Origin of the sequence: Nostoc piscinale CENA21 (assembly GCF_001298445.1) — a bacterium.
Taxonomy (GTDB): Bacteria; Cyanobacteriota; Cyanobacteriia; order Cyanobacteriales; family Nostocaceae; genus Nostoc_B; species Nostoc_B piscinale_A.
On record NZ_CP012036.1, the window covers coordinates 5,935,706 to 5,955,690 of the forward strand.

Here is a 19,985-nt window from a genome sequence, read left to right on the forward strand (position 1 = left end):
GAGCAGGAAATTTAATAAAATTACAATCAAATTGTCAACAATTTTTCAACAACATCAGTCTGCTTTTCAACTATCTTTAGGTAAAGCCACAATATTAACAGTTACGAGCATCATTTCAGGATTATATCTAACACCTAAAACAGCGATAGCGCAAAACATCACCCCCGCTAATGATGGCACAGGCACAACAGTTAACAGCCAAGGCAACAACATCAATATTAGTGGAGGTAGCCTCAGCAGCGACAAAGCCAACCTCTTCCACAGCTTCAGCAAATTTGGACTAGATGCCAACCAAACAGCCAACTTTCTATCGCAACCATCCATTCAAAACATCTTAGGCAGAGTCACAGGTGGGGACGCATCCATCATTAACGGCGTAATTCGCGTCACAGGTGGCAATTCCAACTTATATTTAATCAACCCCGTAGGCATTATCTTTGGACAAAACGCCAGTTTAAATGTACCAGCATCTTTTACAGCTACCACAGCCACTCGTCTCGGTTTTGGCAATAATAACTGGTTAAATGCTGTTGGCACAAACAACTACAGTCAACTTATTGGTACACCTAATAGTTTTGCTTTTGATAGTAGTGTTGCTAGTGCGATTTTCAACCAAGGTAATTTAGCTGTGCCGTCAGGGAATAATCTCAGTTTATTTGGCGGCACAGTGGTAAGTACAGGCAGTTTATCAGCACCAGGGGGTAACGTCACAATTGCGGCTGTACCGGGAAGTAGCTTACTCAAAGTCAGTCTGGCAGGAAACCCGTTGAGTTTGGAAATTCAACCGTTAAATTCCACTTATGAGAATTTGCCATCAAATGATTTGGCGGCGTTATTAACTGGTGGTGGCGGTGGCAATGCCAATAATTTAGTTGTAGAGAATGGTGAGGTGAAGTTAACTGGTTCTGGTTTGACTGTTAGCAATGGTGATGTTGTTGTAACTAAAGATATCATCACTGCGGATAGATTTAATGGTTTGGCAGGCGCAGTTAATATAACAGCACACGGTAATATCACAACTAATAATATTGATGCTTCAGCTTTCAGTCGTTTTGAAAGTGCTACGGCAGGCGCGGTTAATTTAATAGCAGGCGGTAATATTACAACTAATAATATTGATACTTCCGCAGCTTTAATTTTGGGGACTGCGAATGCAGGTGCAGTGAATTTAATTGCTGGTGGTAACATTACTGTGGGCAGTATCAATACAAGTGCGATTAGTATTGATGTTGAGCAAATTGAGTTTATCAATGCAAATCTTCCAAATCAAGCTGGTATTTTGTTGCCCAATACACCCCCCTTTGCCCAAGGTGGTAATGTTAATCTTTTAGCCAATGGTACTGTCAGGGTAGTAGGAGAAATTTCTGATAATGGTCAGCCTACTGGCAATTCTATTTTGACTAGTGCGTTTACTCAATCGGGTTCTGTCACTATTCAACATGATGGAGGCGTAAATAACGTTCCATTTATTGTAGGTGATGCTAACTTGAATGGGACAAAAGCAGCTATTAATGTCAGTCAACTTAGTCTTTTTAATGAAAATCCAACTATTGAAAACATCATAGATAGTAACGATTCCCAAATTACGCCAACATCACCAATTCACACTTTTCCTGTACTTCCACTAGGTGGACGGGCAGAAGATACACCTAGTTTAATTTCTATTAATTCTGTTAATACTCCACCGATTCTAACAGGTAATGCTAGCATAATTAATACTCGCCAAAATCGTCCTGTTACATTTACCTTTGGTTCATTAAATATTAATACTAATGATATTAATAATGATGTTAACCAAATAACTATAGATGAAATATTATCTGGTTCTTTAAACTTGGAAGATGGTACACAAGTTCAATCAGGAGCTATTTTAAATCCAGATACAATTTTAGTTTATACACCACAAAGGGGTTCTGTGGGTCGAGTAGAAGCTTTTACAATTAAAGCAAGTGATGGTGTTTCTGAATCTGCACCACAATCAATCAATGTTAATATTACGCGACAACCAATAATTATTCCTCCGCCTAATCCCGATAATCCTGGAACAGATAATCCCTCACCTAATCCTGGAACAAATAATCCTCCTGTAGATACGAATAATTCTTTTAATCCTGAAACCAATAATCCGCTAAATATAGACCTAACTAATGTAGTTGATTCGGAGACAGAAGAAAAGAAAACAGCTAGTATTCCAATTTTAGAAAAAGATCAGTCTTTGCTAAATGTAGATGTAGATAAAGAAATATCTAAAATTGATGCCAGATTTACTAACCAGTTCGCCCAATATTTAGGTACAGGCACACCACCAATTAAAGGTATTAAAGAAGCTAGTGAAATGTTAGTCAACATTGAAACTGCTACGGGTGTAAAACCTGCATTAATTTACGTTTCGTTTGTGCCGAAAACACTCAAGCGGAGTATTCTACCAGAACAAAAACTCACGCCTCAAGCCGATGATGTTTTAGAGTTAGTCTTAGTTACGGGTAAGGGTGAGCCGATTCGGAAAGTAATTAATGTGACGCGATCGCAAGTTTTAGCTGTGAATAAACAGTTTACCAACAATATCACCCAACCAAGTTTGTCAAATAACTATCTTACTCCGGCTCAACAACTATATAACTGGCTAATTACACCTCTAAAATCTAACCTGCAAGCACGACAAATCAATAACCTAGTTTTTATCATGGATGCAGGCTTACGAACTATGCCCATAGCCGCACTTTATGATGGTCAACAGTATCTTATAGAAAACTATAGTGTTGGCTTAATGCCAAGTTTGAGCCTGACAGATACTACATACGTTGATATTAAAACAGCTGAAGTTTTGGGGATGGGTGCATCTCAATTTATGAACCAAGATCCATTACCATCTGTACCTTCAGAGTTAACTACTATCACGCAAAAGCTTTGGCCTGGTAAAGCTTTTTTAAACGAAGCCTTCACATTAACAAATCTGAAAGGTCAACGACAACAAAAAGCCTTTGGGATTGTTCACTTAGCCACTCACGGCGAATTTAATTCCGGTGCGCCGAATAACTCCTATATTCAATTGTGGGACACCCAATTAAAAATGGATCAGATTCGCCAATTGGGTTGGAATAACCCACCAGTAGAATTAGTGGTGTTGAGTGCTTGTCGTACAGCCTTGGGTAATGAAGATGCAGAATTAGGTTTTGCTGGGTTTGCGGTGCAAGCTGGTACAAAGTCTGCATTGGCGAGCTTGTGGTACGTTTCCGATGAAGGAACACTGGGATTAATGACCCAATTTTACGAAAAGTTGAAACAAGCGCCTATTAAAGCTGAGGCCTTGCGGCGATCGCAAGTTGCTATGCTGAAAGGCCAAGTAAGATTAGAAATGGGTAGGCTGCGGACTGCGCGTGGTGATGTTCCTTTACCACCAGTTTTACTAGAATTGGGTGATCAAAAGTTAACTCATCCCTATTTTTGGGCGGCTTTTACGATGATTGGAAATCCTTGGTAATGAATGATATGGGGAGTTGGGAGTGTGGGGAGAAAGATTTCTTCACCATCCTCCCATACCTCCCACCCATTTCATTTATTGCATAATCATCCGTGCAACTTTATCCATAACTTGGCTCAAGGGATGTTCTGGATGACGTAAGCAGAATAAATCACTACTTGCTAGTTGAATTAATTCTTCTGCTAGGGGTAAAATTCCAGCTACAGGTGCATTGTAGATTTTTTCAACTTGTTGTTTGAGGGCATCAAAATCTAAAGCTGGAAGTGCTTTATTAATTAACAACAACATATTTGGTACTTCCAGTTTACGAGCTACTTCTACGGTGACGGCTGTACCTTGAAAATCTTGGCGATCGGGGCGCAAAATTAAAACTAAAATATCAGAAATAGCAATTGAAAGTAAGGTTTCTTCGTTGAGTCCTGGGTGAGTATCAATGAAGAGGAAATCTAGTTGTAAAGCAGTTAGTAATTTTTGAAAGCCTTCGTTAAGTAAATTAAAATCAAATCCTTCCCGCAAGACCTTGGTAATGTCTCTGGCTTTAATACTAGAAGGGATAAGATAAATCTTTCCTTTCTTTCCTGCTGTTTGCCCTAAAACTGAGCTAACATCGTAGGCTGATTCTTCAATATTACAGCGTCCCCAAAGATAATCATTCAAGGCATATTTCATTTTCTGTTCATCAAAACCAAACAAAACATGAATCCCTGGCGATTGAATATCTGTATCCACAATGCCAACCCGATAACCATAACGTGCAACAATTCCGGCTAGGTTAGCGGTGGAATTTGATTTACCTGTACCGCCGCGAAAGGAATGGATAGATACAATTTTTGACATGATGAAAGTGATTTTTGTAGGCGAACCACAGAGACAGCAGAGTAATATATAGCAGTCCTAGTTGATATGTGAATAACAAAGATAAGGAGGGCAGGGTAGACAAGGGAGAGAAATATTTATAAATGATTTAGGATTGCTATATTTTTCAGAATTGTTACACAGTTTTAGAGTTTATCCCAGATATTTTGACTGAGTTTACTTTTCTTTTTTTCCCGGAAGTAGGGTTGGTAGTAAATCAATTCACTATCATCTAGCTGTTGAATAAATCCTTGGTTAATTAAAGTCTTTAGGTGTTGTTGTGCTAGTTCTTCAGTCGTATTTAAATGAATTGCTACTTCTGCTAAAGTAACTTTTTGCTGGCGAGTTATCCAATTGATCAGTTGTCGCTGTTCGTCTGGTAAATCGAGGATATCTAATTGAATATTTTGCGGTGATGATTGGTCTGGTTCTTGGTAATTCATGGTGATTATTTATTTTCTTTCAATTTTTTTACTACGACGTTGTAAATCTGCTAGGTATTCTAGTTCGTCTGGTTCTTCAATTGTGGTTGGTATGGTGGTAATTTCTAAGTTATTGTTTGGGTTTTGAGGCAGTAAGGTTTCTTGAGAATTAAGTTGGTTGCGTCTGTCGCGGACTTGTTGTAGGTAATCTATTTCTGTGGGTTCAAAATTAGTTGGTTGAGAAATGATGGTGTCAGCTAAAAGATGATTAGTATCTAGATCATTTACAGCAGGCAAAATTGTAGGTGGTAAGTCTTCATAATTATCTCGCCCTCGCAAATCTTTAGCTTTTTGTTGTAATTCTAAAAAGTAATCACTTTCGGTAATTGCTGCTACTTCTTGATTTTTTTTGTCTTCGTCAATGTCAATATTAATTTTGAGAAAGCCTTTTACTGTTTTCACAATTGTGGCGGCATATCTGTCTATTAAAACAACAGCAACAGCACTGCCTAACAAACCTAAAACTGGTGGCACTAAAGGTATCCAACCAGCTTGGAGAAAGATGATATAAGTACTACCTAACAATACAGCGATCGCTACACCACCACCCAATATCAACAGCCAAGGTTTCCGAATTTGCCAAGCTAAAAATCCCCCAACTAATGACCAAGCAAATACCCACAACCCCTCTTGCCACTCGTTCCAATACCAAAATAAAGGTCGTTTATCTAAAACTGCACTTAATATCTGACTAGCATTTTGGGCGTGAACTACTACACCTGGCATTTTTTGGCTATCGGCTGCACCTGCGCTATAAGGTGTGTAAAAGGTATCTTTCACAATTTGAGCAGTATAGCCAATCATCACAATTTTGTCTTTAATTAAAGCTGGGTCAACTTTATCTGCTAGGACATCACTGAGGGAAACTTGCTTGATGGCGTTTTTGGCAGAACGGTAGTTAAGTAGTATTTGGTAGTCTGATGTATCGATGTTGTGGTAGCCGCCAGATTTCGGTGTCAAGCGTTTAAGAACGGTGGAACCAAACTGTAATTCACCAGATTTTGTCAGTTGTGGTTCAATTCCTTGGGCGGCGAGGTAACGCACCACCATTTGAAAACTCAGCGATGGAAGTTGGTTTTCAGGGTCAGCGATATTGCAGATATGTTCGCTGGGTTTGGGCAGTTTAGAAGCTTTGGGAACGGAAATAATCATCCCTTGGCGGACTGTACCACCAGCATCGACAGGAAAGTCTGCAACCCCGACTCTATCTTCAGGAATTCCGGGCGCGGCGGCGATACCAGGAGAATCAGCTTTGCTAACAACGCAAACTGCTGCTATATTATCGTTTTCTGATAATATTTGCATTAAATCTGCCCGACCTGTGGCTGCACCTTGTTTCACATCCCGCAAAATATCTATGCCAATGACGCGCGGTTCATGTTCTGCGAGTTTTGTTAATAACTGCGCCATTGTGCCGTCTTCAATGGGATATTCTTTGCGGGTTTGAATATCGGTATCATCCACACCCACGATTAAAAAGCGATTGTCTATCCCTTCGTCGGGACGCGATCGCATTAACCAATCAAATGCAGCTAACTCCATCCCCTGCAAGCTACCTAGTTCTCGCAATCCCATAATTAATCCCGCGATCGCTATACTGGTGACAACCACTGTTCCGCCAATGGTGATAACTGTTTGACGGAAATTGCGACGCTGGGAATTTTGACCGACCATTGGCGTTACCTCTTTCTTGATTAGCTAAAGTGTAAATGTTAAAAAATAGCCCATTTTCCCAAGAAATTTGGAATGTAATAATTGTTTGCTGTAACTAATATTTTGCTAATGTGCGTCCAAATTACCTGTTTTTCTTCACTCTGTCATTGGTTATTTAATATTTCTCAATGAAATTGATTCGAGAAACACAATAGATTGATCTGCCTGATTTCTCAAATAATCGGGCTATCTGTTTATTTCAGAATGATTGAGAAATGCTATAGTGTTTTCACTGAGGCTATCTTAATGCTCAATTAACTAAATTTAAGCAGCAAAGATTCACAAAATGAAACTTTAAATACCCGAAAATAGTCATTCATAAAAACATACATATTGTAAAAAATATGCTCAACAAAAACTTACTATTAATTACATTAGGTTTAATTCTCATTCCCGATTTGTTGCTGGGGACAATCCCCACAATTGCAGCGCCTACTAATAGCATCGCTCAATTCGGTATTCCGCGTTCCACACCCAGATTATTTCCGCGTCGCCGCTCTCTATTAAAATTTAAAGTGCCAGGAATTCGTGGTTCGCGCAATCTGGAAGCAGGTGCAGCCAGGGGAAAATGCAGCCCGCAAGATATTAGTGGTGTTTTACCTCCCAAACCGCCCAAAAGTGCGGCTAATCAAGTTCCTGTAGAATTAACAGTGAGCGATCGCCCAACATTTTTTGTCAATGTTCCCCAAACCTCTGCACAGCAAGCAGAGTTTTTACTTAGGGATGAAAATGGGGAAGAATTACTTGATAAAACTCTGCCGATCACAGCCAGCAGTGGCATTATGAGCTACACTTTACCTACCGATTTTTCGGGGTTGGCAGTCGGGAAAAAATATCAATGGCGTTTTTCTTTACTGTGTGATTCTACCAACGGCGATCGCAGTGGCGATCCGATTGCTAGTGGCTGGATTGAACGTGTCGAAGTACCCCCAACAGTAGCGAGTAAATTACAAACAGCAACACCTAAACAGCGTGTCATTATCTATGCAGAAAATGGTTATTGGCATGACACGCTAAAAACCTTGGCTGATTTACGTGCTGCTCATCCCAATGATTTAACTTTAGTTCGAGATTGGGATGATATTTTGCGATCGGTCGGACTAGAAGCAATGTCCAAACAGCCTTTAGTTCCCCTAAATCCTACAACAGCAGCTAGTCAATAACATAGGCTAGTTGTTTACTTAATCCAGATGAAGTGTCAAAATCCCGACTTCTTGAAGAAGCTGGGATTTTTTTTGTCAATATTTTTGTGAGCAAAGTTAAGAATTATTCCTATAAACACAGTGATAATTTTTAGTTAACCATTATATAACCTACTAATAATTATTGATAATTAACTTAAGTAAAATCTGGGAAATAGTGTGAAACTTAAACAAAAATCTCAGTGTTAACCTTCGCTTTAAAGTAGGTTTACTGAAGTTTGAAATTAGAAAAACTCACATAAATTGAGTATTTCTTCAGCCTTGAAAAGAGTTGGTTACTAGTAAATTTCTCCTGATACAACAGAGGAAAATTTGATGTCTACATTAAGTCGAAGACAACTTCTCATATTTTTTGGTGGCAGTACTGCGGCTGCTGTATTGGGAGACAAACTTTTAACAGGTTTGTCCAGTGTCGCCGAGGCAACAACAACTCCACTAAGCTTTACACCAGTACGATTACCGCATCCTTTACCGATTTACCAAACTCAGCCTAGTTTTTTACCAACAGGAATTGGACAAGGACAAGTAGTTGCAGCTTCTACCAGTCCCAATTTGCCAAGCTACAACGTTATCGATGATGTGATTGTACCGCCAGAATATGAGCGTTATATCATCGTCAGTTGGGGCGATCGCGTATTTCCTAACTCTGATGATTATGTCGGTTACAACTGCGATTACACTGGTTTCATTCCTCTGGGCAGAACCCTCGATGAAGGCTATTTATGGGTTAACCATGAGTATGTGAGTTTTCCCTTTTCTGGTTTTGCACCCGAAGCTCCGGCTGATGTCCAAGCACTCACTACAACCTTTCCTACAGTCATTGGTCGCTCTTTACCGACAACTAGAAACATCGAAGTAGAGGGAGAATTTTTATATAACTTAGGTGGTTCGATTATTCGTGTTTCTCGTCGCAACAGTGCTAGACGTTATACCGTAGTTCGAGGAGATAACAGAAATCGCCGAATTCATGGTTTATCTGGTTTAGGAATCAACCGTGAAAGAACTGATAGCTACAACACTGTCACAAGTTGGGGTAATCTCAGCCACCAGCAAGGCGACCAAAATTATTTAATTGGTACTGGCCCCGCTGCAACCCAAGTCTTCCCTCTAAGTGCTGATGGCTTAGGTAACAGAATTATCGGTACTGCTTACAACTGTTCTGGTGGAACAACACCTTGGGGAACCATCTTAACAGCAGAAGAAAACTTCCAAGGTAGTTCAGCCTTTTTTGTGGGTGTAACAGAAGCAGTTCAACCTAATGGTACTCAAACAGGTTACACCAATGGTACAACTGGCCAGACCTTTGGTTTAGTTGGTGAAAAATATGGCTGGATGGTAGAAATTGACCCAGCTAACCCGAATTTCCGTCCCCGCAAACACTCATGGTTGGGTCGTTTCCGCCATGAAAATATTGCTATACGTGCGGAAGCTCGTAATAGATTAGTCGCCTATATGGGTGATGATAGACGTGGTGGACATACATGGAAATTTGTGAGTACAAATATTGTCACTTCGCCAACTAGTAAAGCCAACAGCGATTTGTGGGAACGAGGAACTTTATATGTAGCTCGTTACAATCCAGATGGTACAGGTGAATGGATACCTTTATTATTAGATACTCGCACCAATCCAATTTCTCCTTCAGTACTTTCTTCTGTAGAATTTGCGGCCTTGGGTACAGCGCAAACTAATGGTCGTTTACCACTACCTAGACGTAATGGTGTGGCTGGACAGACTGTTGATGGTGGAGCATTTAATTGCGATCGCACTAACGAAGCCACAGCGTTACCAAATTATCAAAATAGAACACTCCGAGATTTCTACACTAGCCAAGGTGCGGTTCTCTGCGATGCTTTCCTTGCAGCCAATTTAGCTGGGGGAACTCCGACTGCTCGTCCCGAAGATTTAGAAGTGCATCCCGTCACTAGAGAGGTGTTCATTTCTTATACTGATGGTGCGCCTGGAAGTGATGGTTATCCTGATTCTCGGATTTTCCAAGTAGCGAAGTTAAGTGCTGCTGTTGATGCTACTCAACAATCGGGCGGACTGTACAAAATTATTGAAGACAGTGCCGATGGTACAGGACTCACCTTTAGATGGCAAAGATTTGCTCAAGGTGGTGAAGCTGGATCAGATGATGGTGCTGGTTTTGCCAATGTCGATAACTTGGTATTTGACAATCAAGCTAATGTTTGGGGTGTAACGGATATGTCCACCAGCACTCACAATGGTTTCAACGTGGGTGCAGCAGGTAATCCAACAACTATCAATCACACAAGTACTGGTAATATCTCCAATTTTACAGGTGTTTTTGGTAACAACTGGTTGTTCTTTATCCCCACTAGTGGAAGCAATGCTGGAAAAGTTATGCCTTTTGCCTATGGGCCTGTGCGTTGTGAAATGACAGGGCCGACTTTTGTGGGTGATACACTCATTCTTTCTGTGCAGCATCCTGGCGAAGATTGTCCAATTAATGATGGTACAGTTCTTAGCCGCTCAATAGAAATGCTGGCTTTGGATGGCACACTGTTCAATCAGACTCGTACTGTTCCCCGTGGTAGTAGCTGGCCTAGCAATATTCAAGGTCAACCCCAGGGCGTTCCTCGCCCATCGGTCATTGGGATTCAACGCAGAAACCCAATTAATGGCAGATTTGTCTAGATAAGTTCCAGTAGCAGGAGTTTTATTGATTGGGGTGGCTATGATTCTAGCCACCCTACTTTTTTATTATGCTACTTTATTATGCTACTGACGCTTTTTTCTTACGATTTACCCATAATCCTGTAGCTGTAGCGATCGCTGTTCCCACAAGCGCCAAGGGTTCGGGAACTTTAGTGTAAGTCACTGTGCCTGTTTCTATAGCAGATGTCAAGTCAGCACTGACAATACTATAAAATCGATTACCACCAGTTGAGAGATTATTAGCATCACCAATGAAAAACTGATCTTCTACTAGGTAGCTGAGTCCAACAAAATTGCCATTATTAAAGCTAACGATGGGTGCAATTCCGCCGGGAAAATCAAAATCATCAGCTTCTGTATAGCGAGTACCAAGATAATCAAACACAACAGATAGCAATCCATTGCTGACATCGAGATTTTCTGCACCCACACCAGTTAAGTTGGTGTCATCATATCTGAATGAACCGCTATATTGACCAGGGTTAACACCAGAAGTCACATCAGCAGTGAAATTATAATTAAATACTGCTGCCTGTGTTGGCTTAACTTCAACAGTTGCTAAAGATAAGGCGATCGCCAAACTAGCAATGCCTAAGTATTGAGTTGATTTCATCAGACTAAGCTCCAAAGCTCAAAAGTAAATATTGTGGCAATATCACTTAAATAAACTTTGAAGTTATCTTTAGAGGTTAAGAAAAATAGAATAAAAGGTTAAGCCGTTTAGATACATTTATAATCAAGATTTTCAGCTATCAACATTTGCCTAATCTGATTGGCTAGAACGGAATTTTTAGAACTAATTGTTTTTGCCCAGCTTCGGAGAAATAAGAGTTTGGACATCTAATCTAATCACCCTCGTAAATTGGCAAAGGTATTGCTTTTACCAAGGATTACCAATCATAGTAAAAGCAGACCAGAAAAAGGGGTGAGTCAATTTTTTATCACCAAGTTCTGCTAAAACTTCTGGTAGAGGTACATCACTACGAGCAGTTCTGAGCCTACCCATTTCTAGCCGCACCTCACCTTTAAGCATTGCTACTTGCGCTCGTCGGAGGGCTTCGGCTTTGATAGGAGCTTGTTTCAACTTTTCGTAAAATTGGGTCATCAAACCAAAAGTACCTTCATCGGAGACATACCATAAACTCGCCAATGCAGACTTAGCACCCGACTGTACTGCAAAGCCAGCAAAACCAAATTCTGCGTCTTCGTCACCCAAGGCTGTACGACAAGCACTCAGCACCACTAGTTCTACAGGCGGGTTATTCCAGCCGAGTTGGCGCATCTGATTCATTTGAAGTTGACTATCCCACAATTGAATGTAAGAGTTACCAGTTGCACCTGATTTGAATTCCCCGTGGGTAGCTAGGTGAACAATTCCGAAGGCTTTTTGTCGTCGTTGAGCTTTGAGATTTCTGAATGTGAAAGTTTCATTTAAGAAGGTTCTACCAAACCAAAGCTTCCGCGTGATGGTAGTTAACTCTGACGGTACGGATGGTAGCGGGTCGAGGTTCATGAATTGGGATGCACCCATCCCTAACACTTCCGCTTTTTTAATGTCCACATATTTGGTATCAGTCAGGCTGAAACTAGGCATTAAACTGATACTGTAGTTTTCAATTAAATACTTTTGACCATCATAGAGAGCTGCTGTAGGCATTGATCGCAAGCCCGCATCCGTGATAAAAACTAGATTATTAATTCGCCGTGCTTGCAGCTTAAAGTTAAGTGGAGCAATTAGCCAGTTATATAATTGTTTGCTAGGCGCAATATAGTTTTTCGCCGAACCAGGATTGGTAACGTAGCTGGTGAATAATTTACTCGTTGCTAATACCTGCGATCGCGTTACATTCATTACTTTCCGAATCGGCACACCCTTACCTGTCACCATGATTAACTCTAAAATGTCGTCGTCTTGTGGTGTGGGATTTTGCTCTGGTAAGACATCGCTCTTTAGAATTTTCGGTATAAAAGAAATGTAAATTAAAGCAGGTTTCACACCTGTGGCCTTTTCAATATCTGCTAAAGTATCACGGACTTCTTTAATAGTTTTCATTACAGGTCTGTCTGTACCTAAGTATTGTACAAACTGGTTAGTAAACCTTGTATCAATTTTAGATATCTCCTTATCTATCTCTTCACCTGCTTCTGCTTCTAGAAGAGGTTTATCTTTTTCCGATATTGGTAAACTGGTAGCTATCTTATCTTCTTCTAAATTGACAAAATTATTGAGGTCTACAGTCAGTATTTTATTTGTTTCCGGATTGAAAATATTATTCGTTTCTAAAGTAGGGAGATTATTTTGGTCTAGATTAGGAGTGTTATTTGTAATTATTGGTTGTATTGGTGGCAAAGTAATATTGATGTTGATTTGTTGCGGTATAGACTCAGAAACACCGTCACTAGCTCTAATAGTAAAAGCTGGAATTTGACCAAGAGAACCTTGTGGCGGCGTGTATACCAAAACTGTATTTGCATTCAGAATTGTTCCTGGGGTAACTAGGGTTCCATCTTGGAAGTTAAGAGAACCCAATAATATCCTATCAAAAATTATGTTGCGATGATCATTATTCAGATCATTTGTATTGATATTTAATGAATTCAAATTAAATGTAACAGACTGATTTGGTTGAATTTTTAGTAAATTGGTATTACCAGAAAAAGTAGGCGGTGTGTTAAGGGAAATAATCGAAATCCGACTAGGAGTAAAATCAGCTGTTCCCCCTAAGGGTATTACAGGAAAAGTATTAACTGCTGATGTGGAAGAAATTTGTGAATTTGTACTATCTAGAAATAATATTCCCCTAATCGGATCAAAACTCACAGGACGAAACTGACTAACATTAATTGCTGCTGCTGTACCATTCAAGCTTACATTACCAACAATAAATGGGACGTTATTTACTCCTCCATCATGCTGAATTTTGACAGCGCCAGGCTGATTAAATGCACTAGTAAAAATAGAATTCCCTGTAGGCTGTCCACGATTCAAAATTTCTCCCACTACCCTAACAGTTCCATTTGCCAAGATATTGACATCACCACCTTGAGCAAAGAGTGGAATAGCTTGATCAGGTAGATCGGATATACTGACAAGCCGAAGATTTTGGGCATCAAAACTCATAGCTGTGGTATTAATACTTTCAACAGTAATATTGCTGTCAGATGTTAAAGTGACTCCACCAGATTTAGCTATTCCCAATGTTAATGCTGCTGAAGTATCAATATTCTTGGTTGTGATATTACCTCTTGCCGTTAAAGTGACTGCACCTGCTGTAGCAGTTCCAAAACGAGTGAATGCTGAAGTGTCAATATTACTAGTCGTGATACTACCGCGTGCTGTTAACGCAACCAAACCTGATACACCGTTAATTCTGTCAGCAGTGGAGATATTTCCAGTTGTGATATTACCTGTAGCATTAATAGTAGCAGCACCATGAATAGCAATGTTATCGGTGCTAACCATATCACCATTTTCAACCTGTAAACCAGAACCAATTAACTGCACCTCACCATTATTCACCACCAAACCAGAAGCATTCTCAACACCACCACCAGTTAACAATGCTGGTAAAGAATTCGATGCCAGATTATTATTACTAGAATTGGGCGGTTGAATTTCTAAACTCAAAGGATTTCCCGGCATACTCAAACGCAGTAAGCTACTACCAGGCACAGTAGCAATAGTGATGTTACCCCCTGGTGCAGATAGATTACCTGTACCTGCAACTGTACCTGCAAATAAACTTAAATTATTCCCTGATGTGACTGCTAAATTACCTTGATTGAATATGGCACTGGCGACACTCCCATCAAAAGCAAAACTATTGGGTGTACCAATAAGTTGGTTATAGTTGTTGCTGCCCACAGCATTTAACCAGTTATCATTCCCAAAACCAAGGCGTGTGGCTGTGGTAGCAGTAAATGATGCCGGCACATTTAAACTGGCGTTTTGTCCAAAAATAATCCCTGCGGGGTTGATTAAATATAAGTTGGAGTTTCCGCCACTAACGCGAATGATGCCGTTAATTATCGATGCTTCGCCACCTGTAACTCTGCCTAAAATGTTTTGAATTGATGGTTGCGATAAAAAGTTGGCTGTTTGGTTGGCATCTAGTCCAAATTTGCTGAAGCTGTGGAATAGGTTGGCTTTGTCGCTACTGAGCTTACCACCACTGATATCAATATTGTTACCTTGGAGGTTAACAGTTGTGCCTGTACCATCCTTAGCAGGGGTGATGTTTTGGGCTTGGACTTTTGCAGGGATTAAATATAATCCTAAAATAATGTTGATAGCAGTTAATATTTTGACTTGAGATAAATATTTTTGCTGATTTTGTTGAAAAATTATTGGTAATTTGCTTGAGATTTTCTGAAATTTAATATGCAAAAAAAAACTGATAACATATTTATTTTAAATTAAAACTCTATGTAAACTGATTTTCTGACAGTTTAAAGTATACATGAGTTAGTGTGCGTTTAAAAGCTTTTTAAATATTAAATTTTGCATATTGCCAATTGGTTAACTTCAAAAAGTTAAGAAAAAATGAATTTTTTTATATAAAATTTTTCAATTACTTCTGAATCCATAAAAACTCAAATTATTTAAACGAGAAATTTCACAACTTAATTTAGGATGAATATATAATAAAATTGGCAATCTCATCTGGAGAATGAGCTATAAAATCTGCACCGTGAGTTTGTAACTCTTGCTCAGTTCCATAGCCATAAGTCACACCAATTGTAGTAATATGATGGTGTTTGGCTCTAATTATGTCGTGTTTGCGATCGCCTACCATCACCACAGTCTCAGGTAAAAGATTTTCTCTCATTAAAATATAGTGAATTAAATCAGCTTTGACACTCCACACTCCATCAAGTTCACTCTCATAAACACCATCAAACAGCAGTGATATTCCAAACTCTTATTTCTCCGAAGCTGGGCAAAAACAATCAGTTCTAAAAATTCCGTTCAGGTTTCCCGCAAGGTATTTTTTAGTGTATTGCCCAAAGTATAAAGGTTCTGATAGTCCAAGCTCCCTTGTCAGCTAAAGGTTTTTGTATGGGTAATTTTGCCAGTTTTTGCCAAAATTTTTGTAGGCTCTTATTTTGGCAAAGGTATTGCTATAGCAATCCTAAATCATTTGTGAAATTCTCTTTATTCTCTTCTTTGCGTCCTTTGCGTCCTACCCTGTAGGAAGCCGCTACCGCGTCTATGCGGTACCCTTCGGGAAGCCGCTTCGCGTCTATTAAAAAGAATATTTTTTCAGAACTCAGATAGGATTGCCATATCACTATAGTTATAGAATTTTTTCTCAGTTGCAGAGGCTCAACTTTTGAAGAGATTTTCTACTAATGGTAGTTGATAGTTATCTGACTGAGATTGCGCGGCTTGAGTTTGTTCACAAGAATCTACCTCTGGAATTTCCGCTTCTTCAGAGGTAGGTTTAAAATTTTCTCCACTCTCACTATCTATAATTGGCAAAGTAATTTTAACCGTGGTTCCCTGATTTAGACCTGCACTTTCTAGGGAAATGCTACCACCCATCAGTTCAATTAAGTTGCGAGAAATTGCCAGTCCTAATCCTGTACCATCAAACTTACGTGTTGAGCCACCATCTATCCTTACAAAGGGACGAAATAACTTGTGTTGTTGGGATGGTTCAATTCCTAAACCTGTATCGGTAACAGAAACAACAACTTGAGAATGGCTATTGTTATGTTCAATAATAGCGGCGATCGCAATACTGCCTTCATCAGTAAACTTAGTAGCATTACCAATAATATTAATTAATACTTGGCGCAGTTTAGCTGCATCTGCCTTGACTGGAATTGGCTCATCACCCAAAGTTGTTTTTAACTGTAAGCCTTTTTGCTGCACATTCACTGATTGGATATTAATCACTTCCAATAGTGTTTGTCGCAAATCCATTGGGACGGAAACAACAGAAAGTTTCCCGGCTTCAATTTTAGAAATATCCAGTAAATCGTTAATAATCCCTAGCAAGTGAATGGCGGTTTCATCAGCGCGTTTGAGAAATTCCATTTCCTCATCGCGGTTATCGCACATATCTTCTCGCACAAGGCGCACACAATTAATAATAATGTTCAGGGGGTTACGCAACTCATGAGAAGTTGTCGCCAAAAACTGACTTTTTATTTGATTGGCTGTTTTAGCTTCTTTCCAAGCACTTTCTAATTCTTCCGCCCAAGCTTTCAGCCTGTCAAACATTTGGTCAATTGCTTGTGCTAGTTGATTAAACTCCCGAATTTTGAAAGTCTGTGGTACTGTTTGGGCTGCATGATGACTGTGAATGTTCAGCACATAATCTCGTAATTCTTCTACAGGCCCTGCCAGATAAGGAGCTAGGTATAAAGATGCTAACAAAGTTGCACCAATCAAACCCACTGTTAGCACTATCAAAATCAATTTAATTTCTTCTAAACCAAACAGGGCATTATCTACACTGGTAACAGCCAAGATAATCCATTGTGGCGGCTGTTTGGCGATCGGATTACTAATTACACTATAGCCAGCAACTAATTCTTTACCTTCTTGAAACGATAAGTCGACAGAGTTGCTTTGACCTGTCATTGCATTTTGAATAATGTTTTGCAACCTATTGGCATCGGGGTATTCTTGAATATTGCTGTTAATTCTCTCTGGTATGGGGTGTGCCAAGATTGTGCCATCGTCAGCAATTACCAATGTAGAACCGGTAAGTGAGCCTGGGTGATTTTTGGTGTGCTTGTATAGCGATGACTGCATACTCAAAGCATACTTTAACTGCCCGGTTTGATTGTAAACCGGGGCAGAGAGAACCATTTGCAGCTGATTTTCTGTGTCTCTTTGGCCAGTTGTACCTGCTTTGGGTGGTAGTACTGGATTGATTTCAACTTGACTGTCAGCTACAAAGGGTAGTTTCGGTTCTCTGATGGGTTTGTCACCACAACTACTTGCAATGATATTGCCGGTTTCCAAATCAGATAATTGTAAACATTCAACGTAGGTTGGTAATTCTTGAATTATCTGACTGATAAAGTTTTGGACTTCAGCCTCTGAACCTGTTCGCAATACCGATGTTTTACTAGCAATTAATAAACTGGTTTTGAGAGTAGCAATCTCATTAACTATTTTTTCTCCTTTAAGAACTGCACTTTCTGTCAGATTTTGGCGTGCAGTTTTTAGCAAGCTAGAACGTGCTTTATTTAAAGCCACAAGTTCTCCCAGTAATAACACTGGGACAAACAGCAGCAAAATTCTTGTTACTAAAATACGTCTAAAAGACGATTGACTGGACTTAGCCATCGGGTGTCTCACTTCACATCTGCAAACCACAACAGCAAACAATATGCAATTAGATTAGCTAAATGAGACATTTTGTTACGTTGGGAGGGGTTTATTGACAATCCCTAACAGTATCAAACATTGAATGTACAAAAAGAAATATCGTATACCAAAACTCTTATGTGCTAGATGTAATCGCGGCTTATGTTGCATAACAGTACAGTAATGAAATTGGTAAACGGTAGCTTGCTGTGCAAAGATTTTTTACAATCGACACACTAGCAAGAAAATCCTCAGACTATCAAACCAACCCAATGACGCAACATCGTCCTCATACCGCAGTAGTTTTGGCAATGAGTGCAGATGGCAAAATAGCAGATATTAGGCGATCGCCTGCTCGATTTGGCTCTGGGGCAGATAAAGCACACCTAGAAGCACAAATCGCTGCCTCTGATGCCGTTCTCTTCGGTGCTGGTACGCTCCGTGCTTACGGTACGACACTTACCGTATCACATCCAACACTGCTGCAACATCGAATTAAAGCGGGGAAGAGCCCCCAACCGGTTCATATAGTGATTACACAGTCTGCGGATTTTAATCCGGAAATCAAGTTTTTTAACCAGCCTATCCCACGTTGGTTATTAACAACAACTGTGGGAGCAACGATTTGGCAAAAACGCTCAGAATTTTTTGAACAGATTTTTGTTTTTGAAACCTCAACTGGAAAAATTGACACTGCTGCTTTTTTGCAGCATTTGGCATCTATAGATATAACACGCCTAGCGGTCTTAGGTGGTGGTCAATTAGTAGCTTCTATGGTTCACTCAGATTTAATAGACGAATTTTGGCTGACTGTCTGCCCGTTGATTTTGGGTGGAACTACAGCACCCACACCAGTAGAGGGACAGGGATTTTTAGCGAATTTGGCTCCTCGGCTCAAACTTTTGGAAGTTAAACAAGTTGAGCAAGAAGTCTTTTTACACTATCAAGTGCAACGGACATTAGACTAAGAAAAGTGTGAAGTATGACAAATCAATTTCACACTTCACACTTCATACTTCATCCTTGAAAAAGATGGTGGAACAACTTAAGCCGCGCTATTCTGTTGCCTGGATTAACAAAATTGCTGAAGTCCCGCAAAGTGCCTGGGATGCTTTAGCACTGTCCTTGAAAACTCCGTTCTTGGAATGGCAATGGTTAAAAAATTTGGAAACTTCCCATAGTGCTACAGACAAAACTGGTTGGTTGCCAAATCACTTAACTTTGTGGCGAGACAAAACCTTGATTGCAGCTGCGCCTTTATATTTAAAAGGTCATAGTTATGGTGAATTTGTTTTTGATCATCAATGGGCAGAATTAAGCGATCGCATCGGTGTGCAGTATTATCCTAAACTCTTGGGTATGGCTCCCTTTACCCCGGCTGAAGGTTATCGATTCTTAATCGCGCCAGGAGAAGATGAAGACGAAATCACCGCCATGATGGTGCATGAAATTGACAGTTTTTGCAATAAATACCGGATTTCTGGGTGTCACTTTCTTTATGTTGATCCCGAATGGCGACCAGTTCTGGAACGGAACGGGTTTAGTTCTTGGTTACACCACAGCTATATTTGGGAAAATACCGGATTTAATAATTTTGATGATTACTTAGGAGTTTTCAATGCCAATCAGCGCCGGAATATCAAGCGGGAACGGAAAGCCGTGGAAAAGGCGGGTTTAAGACTACAGCCAATTACTGGTGATGAAATTCCTAAATCTTTGTTTCCCTTGATGTACCAATTTTACGCTGATACTTGTGATAAGTTTGGCTGGTGGGGCAGCAAGTATTTAACAAAGCAATTTTTTGAACAGCTACACACCGATTATCGCCATCGGGTGGTGTTTTTTGCCGCCTATAGCGAACATGATAATCGTCACCCAGTGGGGATGTCTTTTTGCCTTTACAAAGACGATAGATTGTATGGGCGTTATTGGGGGAGTTTTCAAGAAATCGATTGCCTGCATTTTGATGCTTGTTATTACACACCAATTGAGTGGGCGATCGCCAACAATATCAAATTATTTGATCCCGGTGCAGGTGGTAGACACAAAAAACGGCGCGGCTTTCCGGCTACACCCAATTACAGCCTACATCGCTTTTACAACCACCGTTTGGCGCAAATTTTACTTCCATATATCAAAGAAGTCAATCAGTTAGAACAGCAGGAAATTGCCTCCATTAATGAGGAAATGCCGTTTAGTCAGAAAGTCCACGATAAATGAACAGACGAAATTTGCTTTCAATC

At 40.0% G+C, this 19,985-nt stretch carries 12 protein-coding genes; 5 read left to right on the forward strand and 7 right to left on the reverse strand.

The annotated features are described in order from the left end of the window. Positions 1-31 precede the first annotated feature (31 nt). Entirely contained in the window at positions 32-3,481 is a 3,450-nt protein-coding gene (locus ACX27_RS31260; RefSeq protein WP_235526379.1) for a CHAT domain-containing protein, read from the forward strand. A gap of 75 nt (positions 3,482-3,556) precedes the next feature. Here ACX27_RS31260 and ACX27_RS25380 read toward each other — a convergent pair whose 3' ends face one another. The 3 genes from ACX27_RS25380 to ACX27_RS25390 all read right to left on the reverse strand — a co-directional run bounded on the left by ACX27_RS25380 (position 3,557) and on the right by ACX27_RS25390 (position 6,492). Continuing rightward, a complete protein-coding gene (locus ACX27_RS25380) occupies positions 3,557-4,318 on the reverse strand; it encodes a MinD/ParA family ATP-binding protein (RefSeq protein ID WP_062296500.1) in 762 nt (253 codons plus the stop codon). A 164-nt stretch (positions 4,319-4,482) separates the two neighbouring features. Further along, a complete protein-coding gene (locus ACX27_RS25385) occupies positions 4,483-4,779 on the reverse strand; it encodes a helix-turn-helix domain-containing protein (RefSeq protein ID WP_062296502.1) in 297 nt (98 codons plus the stop codon). Between the two features lie 9 nt (positions 4,780-4,788). Beyond that, a complete protein-coding gene (locus ACX27_RS25390) occupies positions 4,789-6,492 on the reverse strand; it encodes a CHASE2 domain-containing protein (protein ID WP_062296504.1) in 1,704 nt (567 codons plus the stop codon). A gap of 383 nt (positions 6,493-6,875) precedes the next feature. On the opposite strand from ACX27_RS25390, the gene ACX27_RS25395 reads away from it, so the two are divergent. Continuing rightward, positions 6,876-7,694 carry a DUF928 domain-containing protein gene (locus ACX27_RS25395; RefSeq protein WP_062296505.1) on the forward strand — a complete coding sequence of 273 codons (819 nt, stop codon included), beginning with the start codon at positions 6,876-6,878 and terminating at the stop codon, positions 7,692-7,694. A 354-nt stretch (positions 7,695-8,048) separates the two neighbouring features. Beyond that, a complete protein-coding gene (locus ACX27_RS25400; RefSeq protein WP_062296508.1) occupies positions 8,049-10,394 on the forward strand; it encodes a PhoX family protein in 2,346 nt (781 codons plus the stop codon). Between the two features lie 79 nt (positions 10,395-10,473). Here ACX27_RS25400 and ACX27_RS25405 read toward each other — a convergent pair whose 3' ends face one another. The 4 genes from ACX27_RS25405 to ACX27_RS25420 form a co-directional block, all read right to left on the reverse strand. Beyond that, a complete protein-coding gene (locus tag ACX27_RS25405; RefSeq protein WP_062296510.1) occupies positions 10,474-11,028 on the reverse strand; it encodes a PEP-CTERM sorting domain-containing protein in 555 nt (184 codons plus the stop codon). Between the two features lie 267 nt (positions 11,029-11,295). After that, positions 11,296-14,802, reverse strand: coding sequence for a CHAT domain-containing protein (locus ACX27_RS31265; RefSeq protein ID WP_235526380.1), 3,507 nt, complete (start codon positions 14,800-14,802; stop codon positions 11,296-11,298). Positions 14,803-15,043: 241 nt separating this feature from the next. Continuing rightward, complete coding sequence (locus ACX27_RS25415) at positions 15,044-15,328, reverse strand: HAD hydrolase-like protein (protein ID WP_335337842.1); 285 nt, start codon at positions 15,326-15,328, stop codon at positions 15,044-15,046. 413 nt (positions 15,329-15,741) lie between these two features. Beyond that, complete coding sequence (locus ACX27_RS25420; RefSeq protein WP_062296511.1) at positions 15,742-17,721, reverse strand: sensor histidine kinase; 1,980 nt, start codon at positions 17,719-17,721, stop codon at positions 15,742-15,744. Positions 17,722-18,014: 293 nt separating this feature from the next. Between ACX27_RS25420 and ACX27_RS25425 the strand changes: the two genes are divergently transcribed. After that, positions 18,015-18,710 carry a RibD family protein gene (locus ACX27_RS25425; protein ID WP_062296513.1) on the forward strand — a complete coding sequence of 232 codons (696 nt, stop codon included), beginning with the start codon at positions 18,015-18,017 and terminating at the stop codon, positions 18,708-18,710. Positions 18,711-18,774: 64 nt separating this feature from the next. Further along, positions 18,775-19,962 (forward strand): GNAT family N-acetyltransferase, encoded by a 1,188-nt coding sequence (locus ACX27_RS25430; RefSeq protein ID WP_062296515.1) that lies wholly within the window; start codon positions 18,775-18,777, stop codon positions 19,960-19,962. The last annotated feature ends 23 nt before the right edge of the window (positions 19,963-19,985 follow it).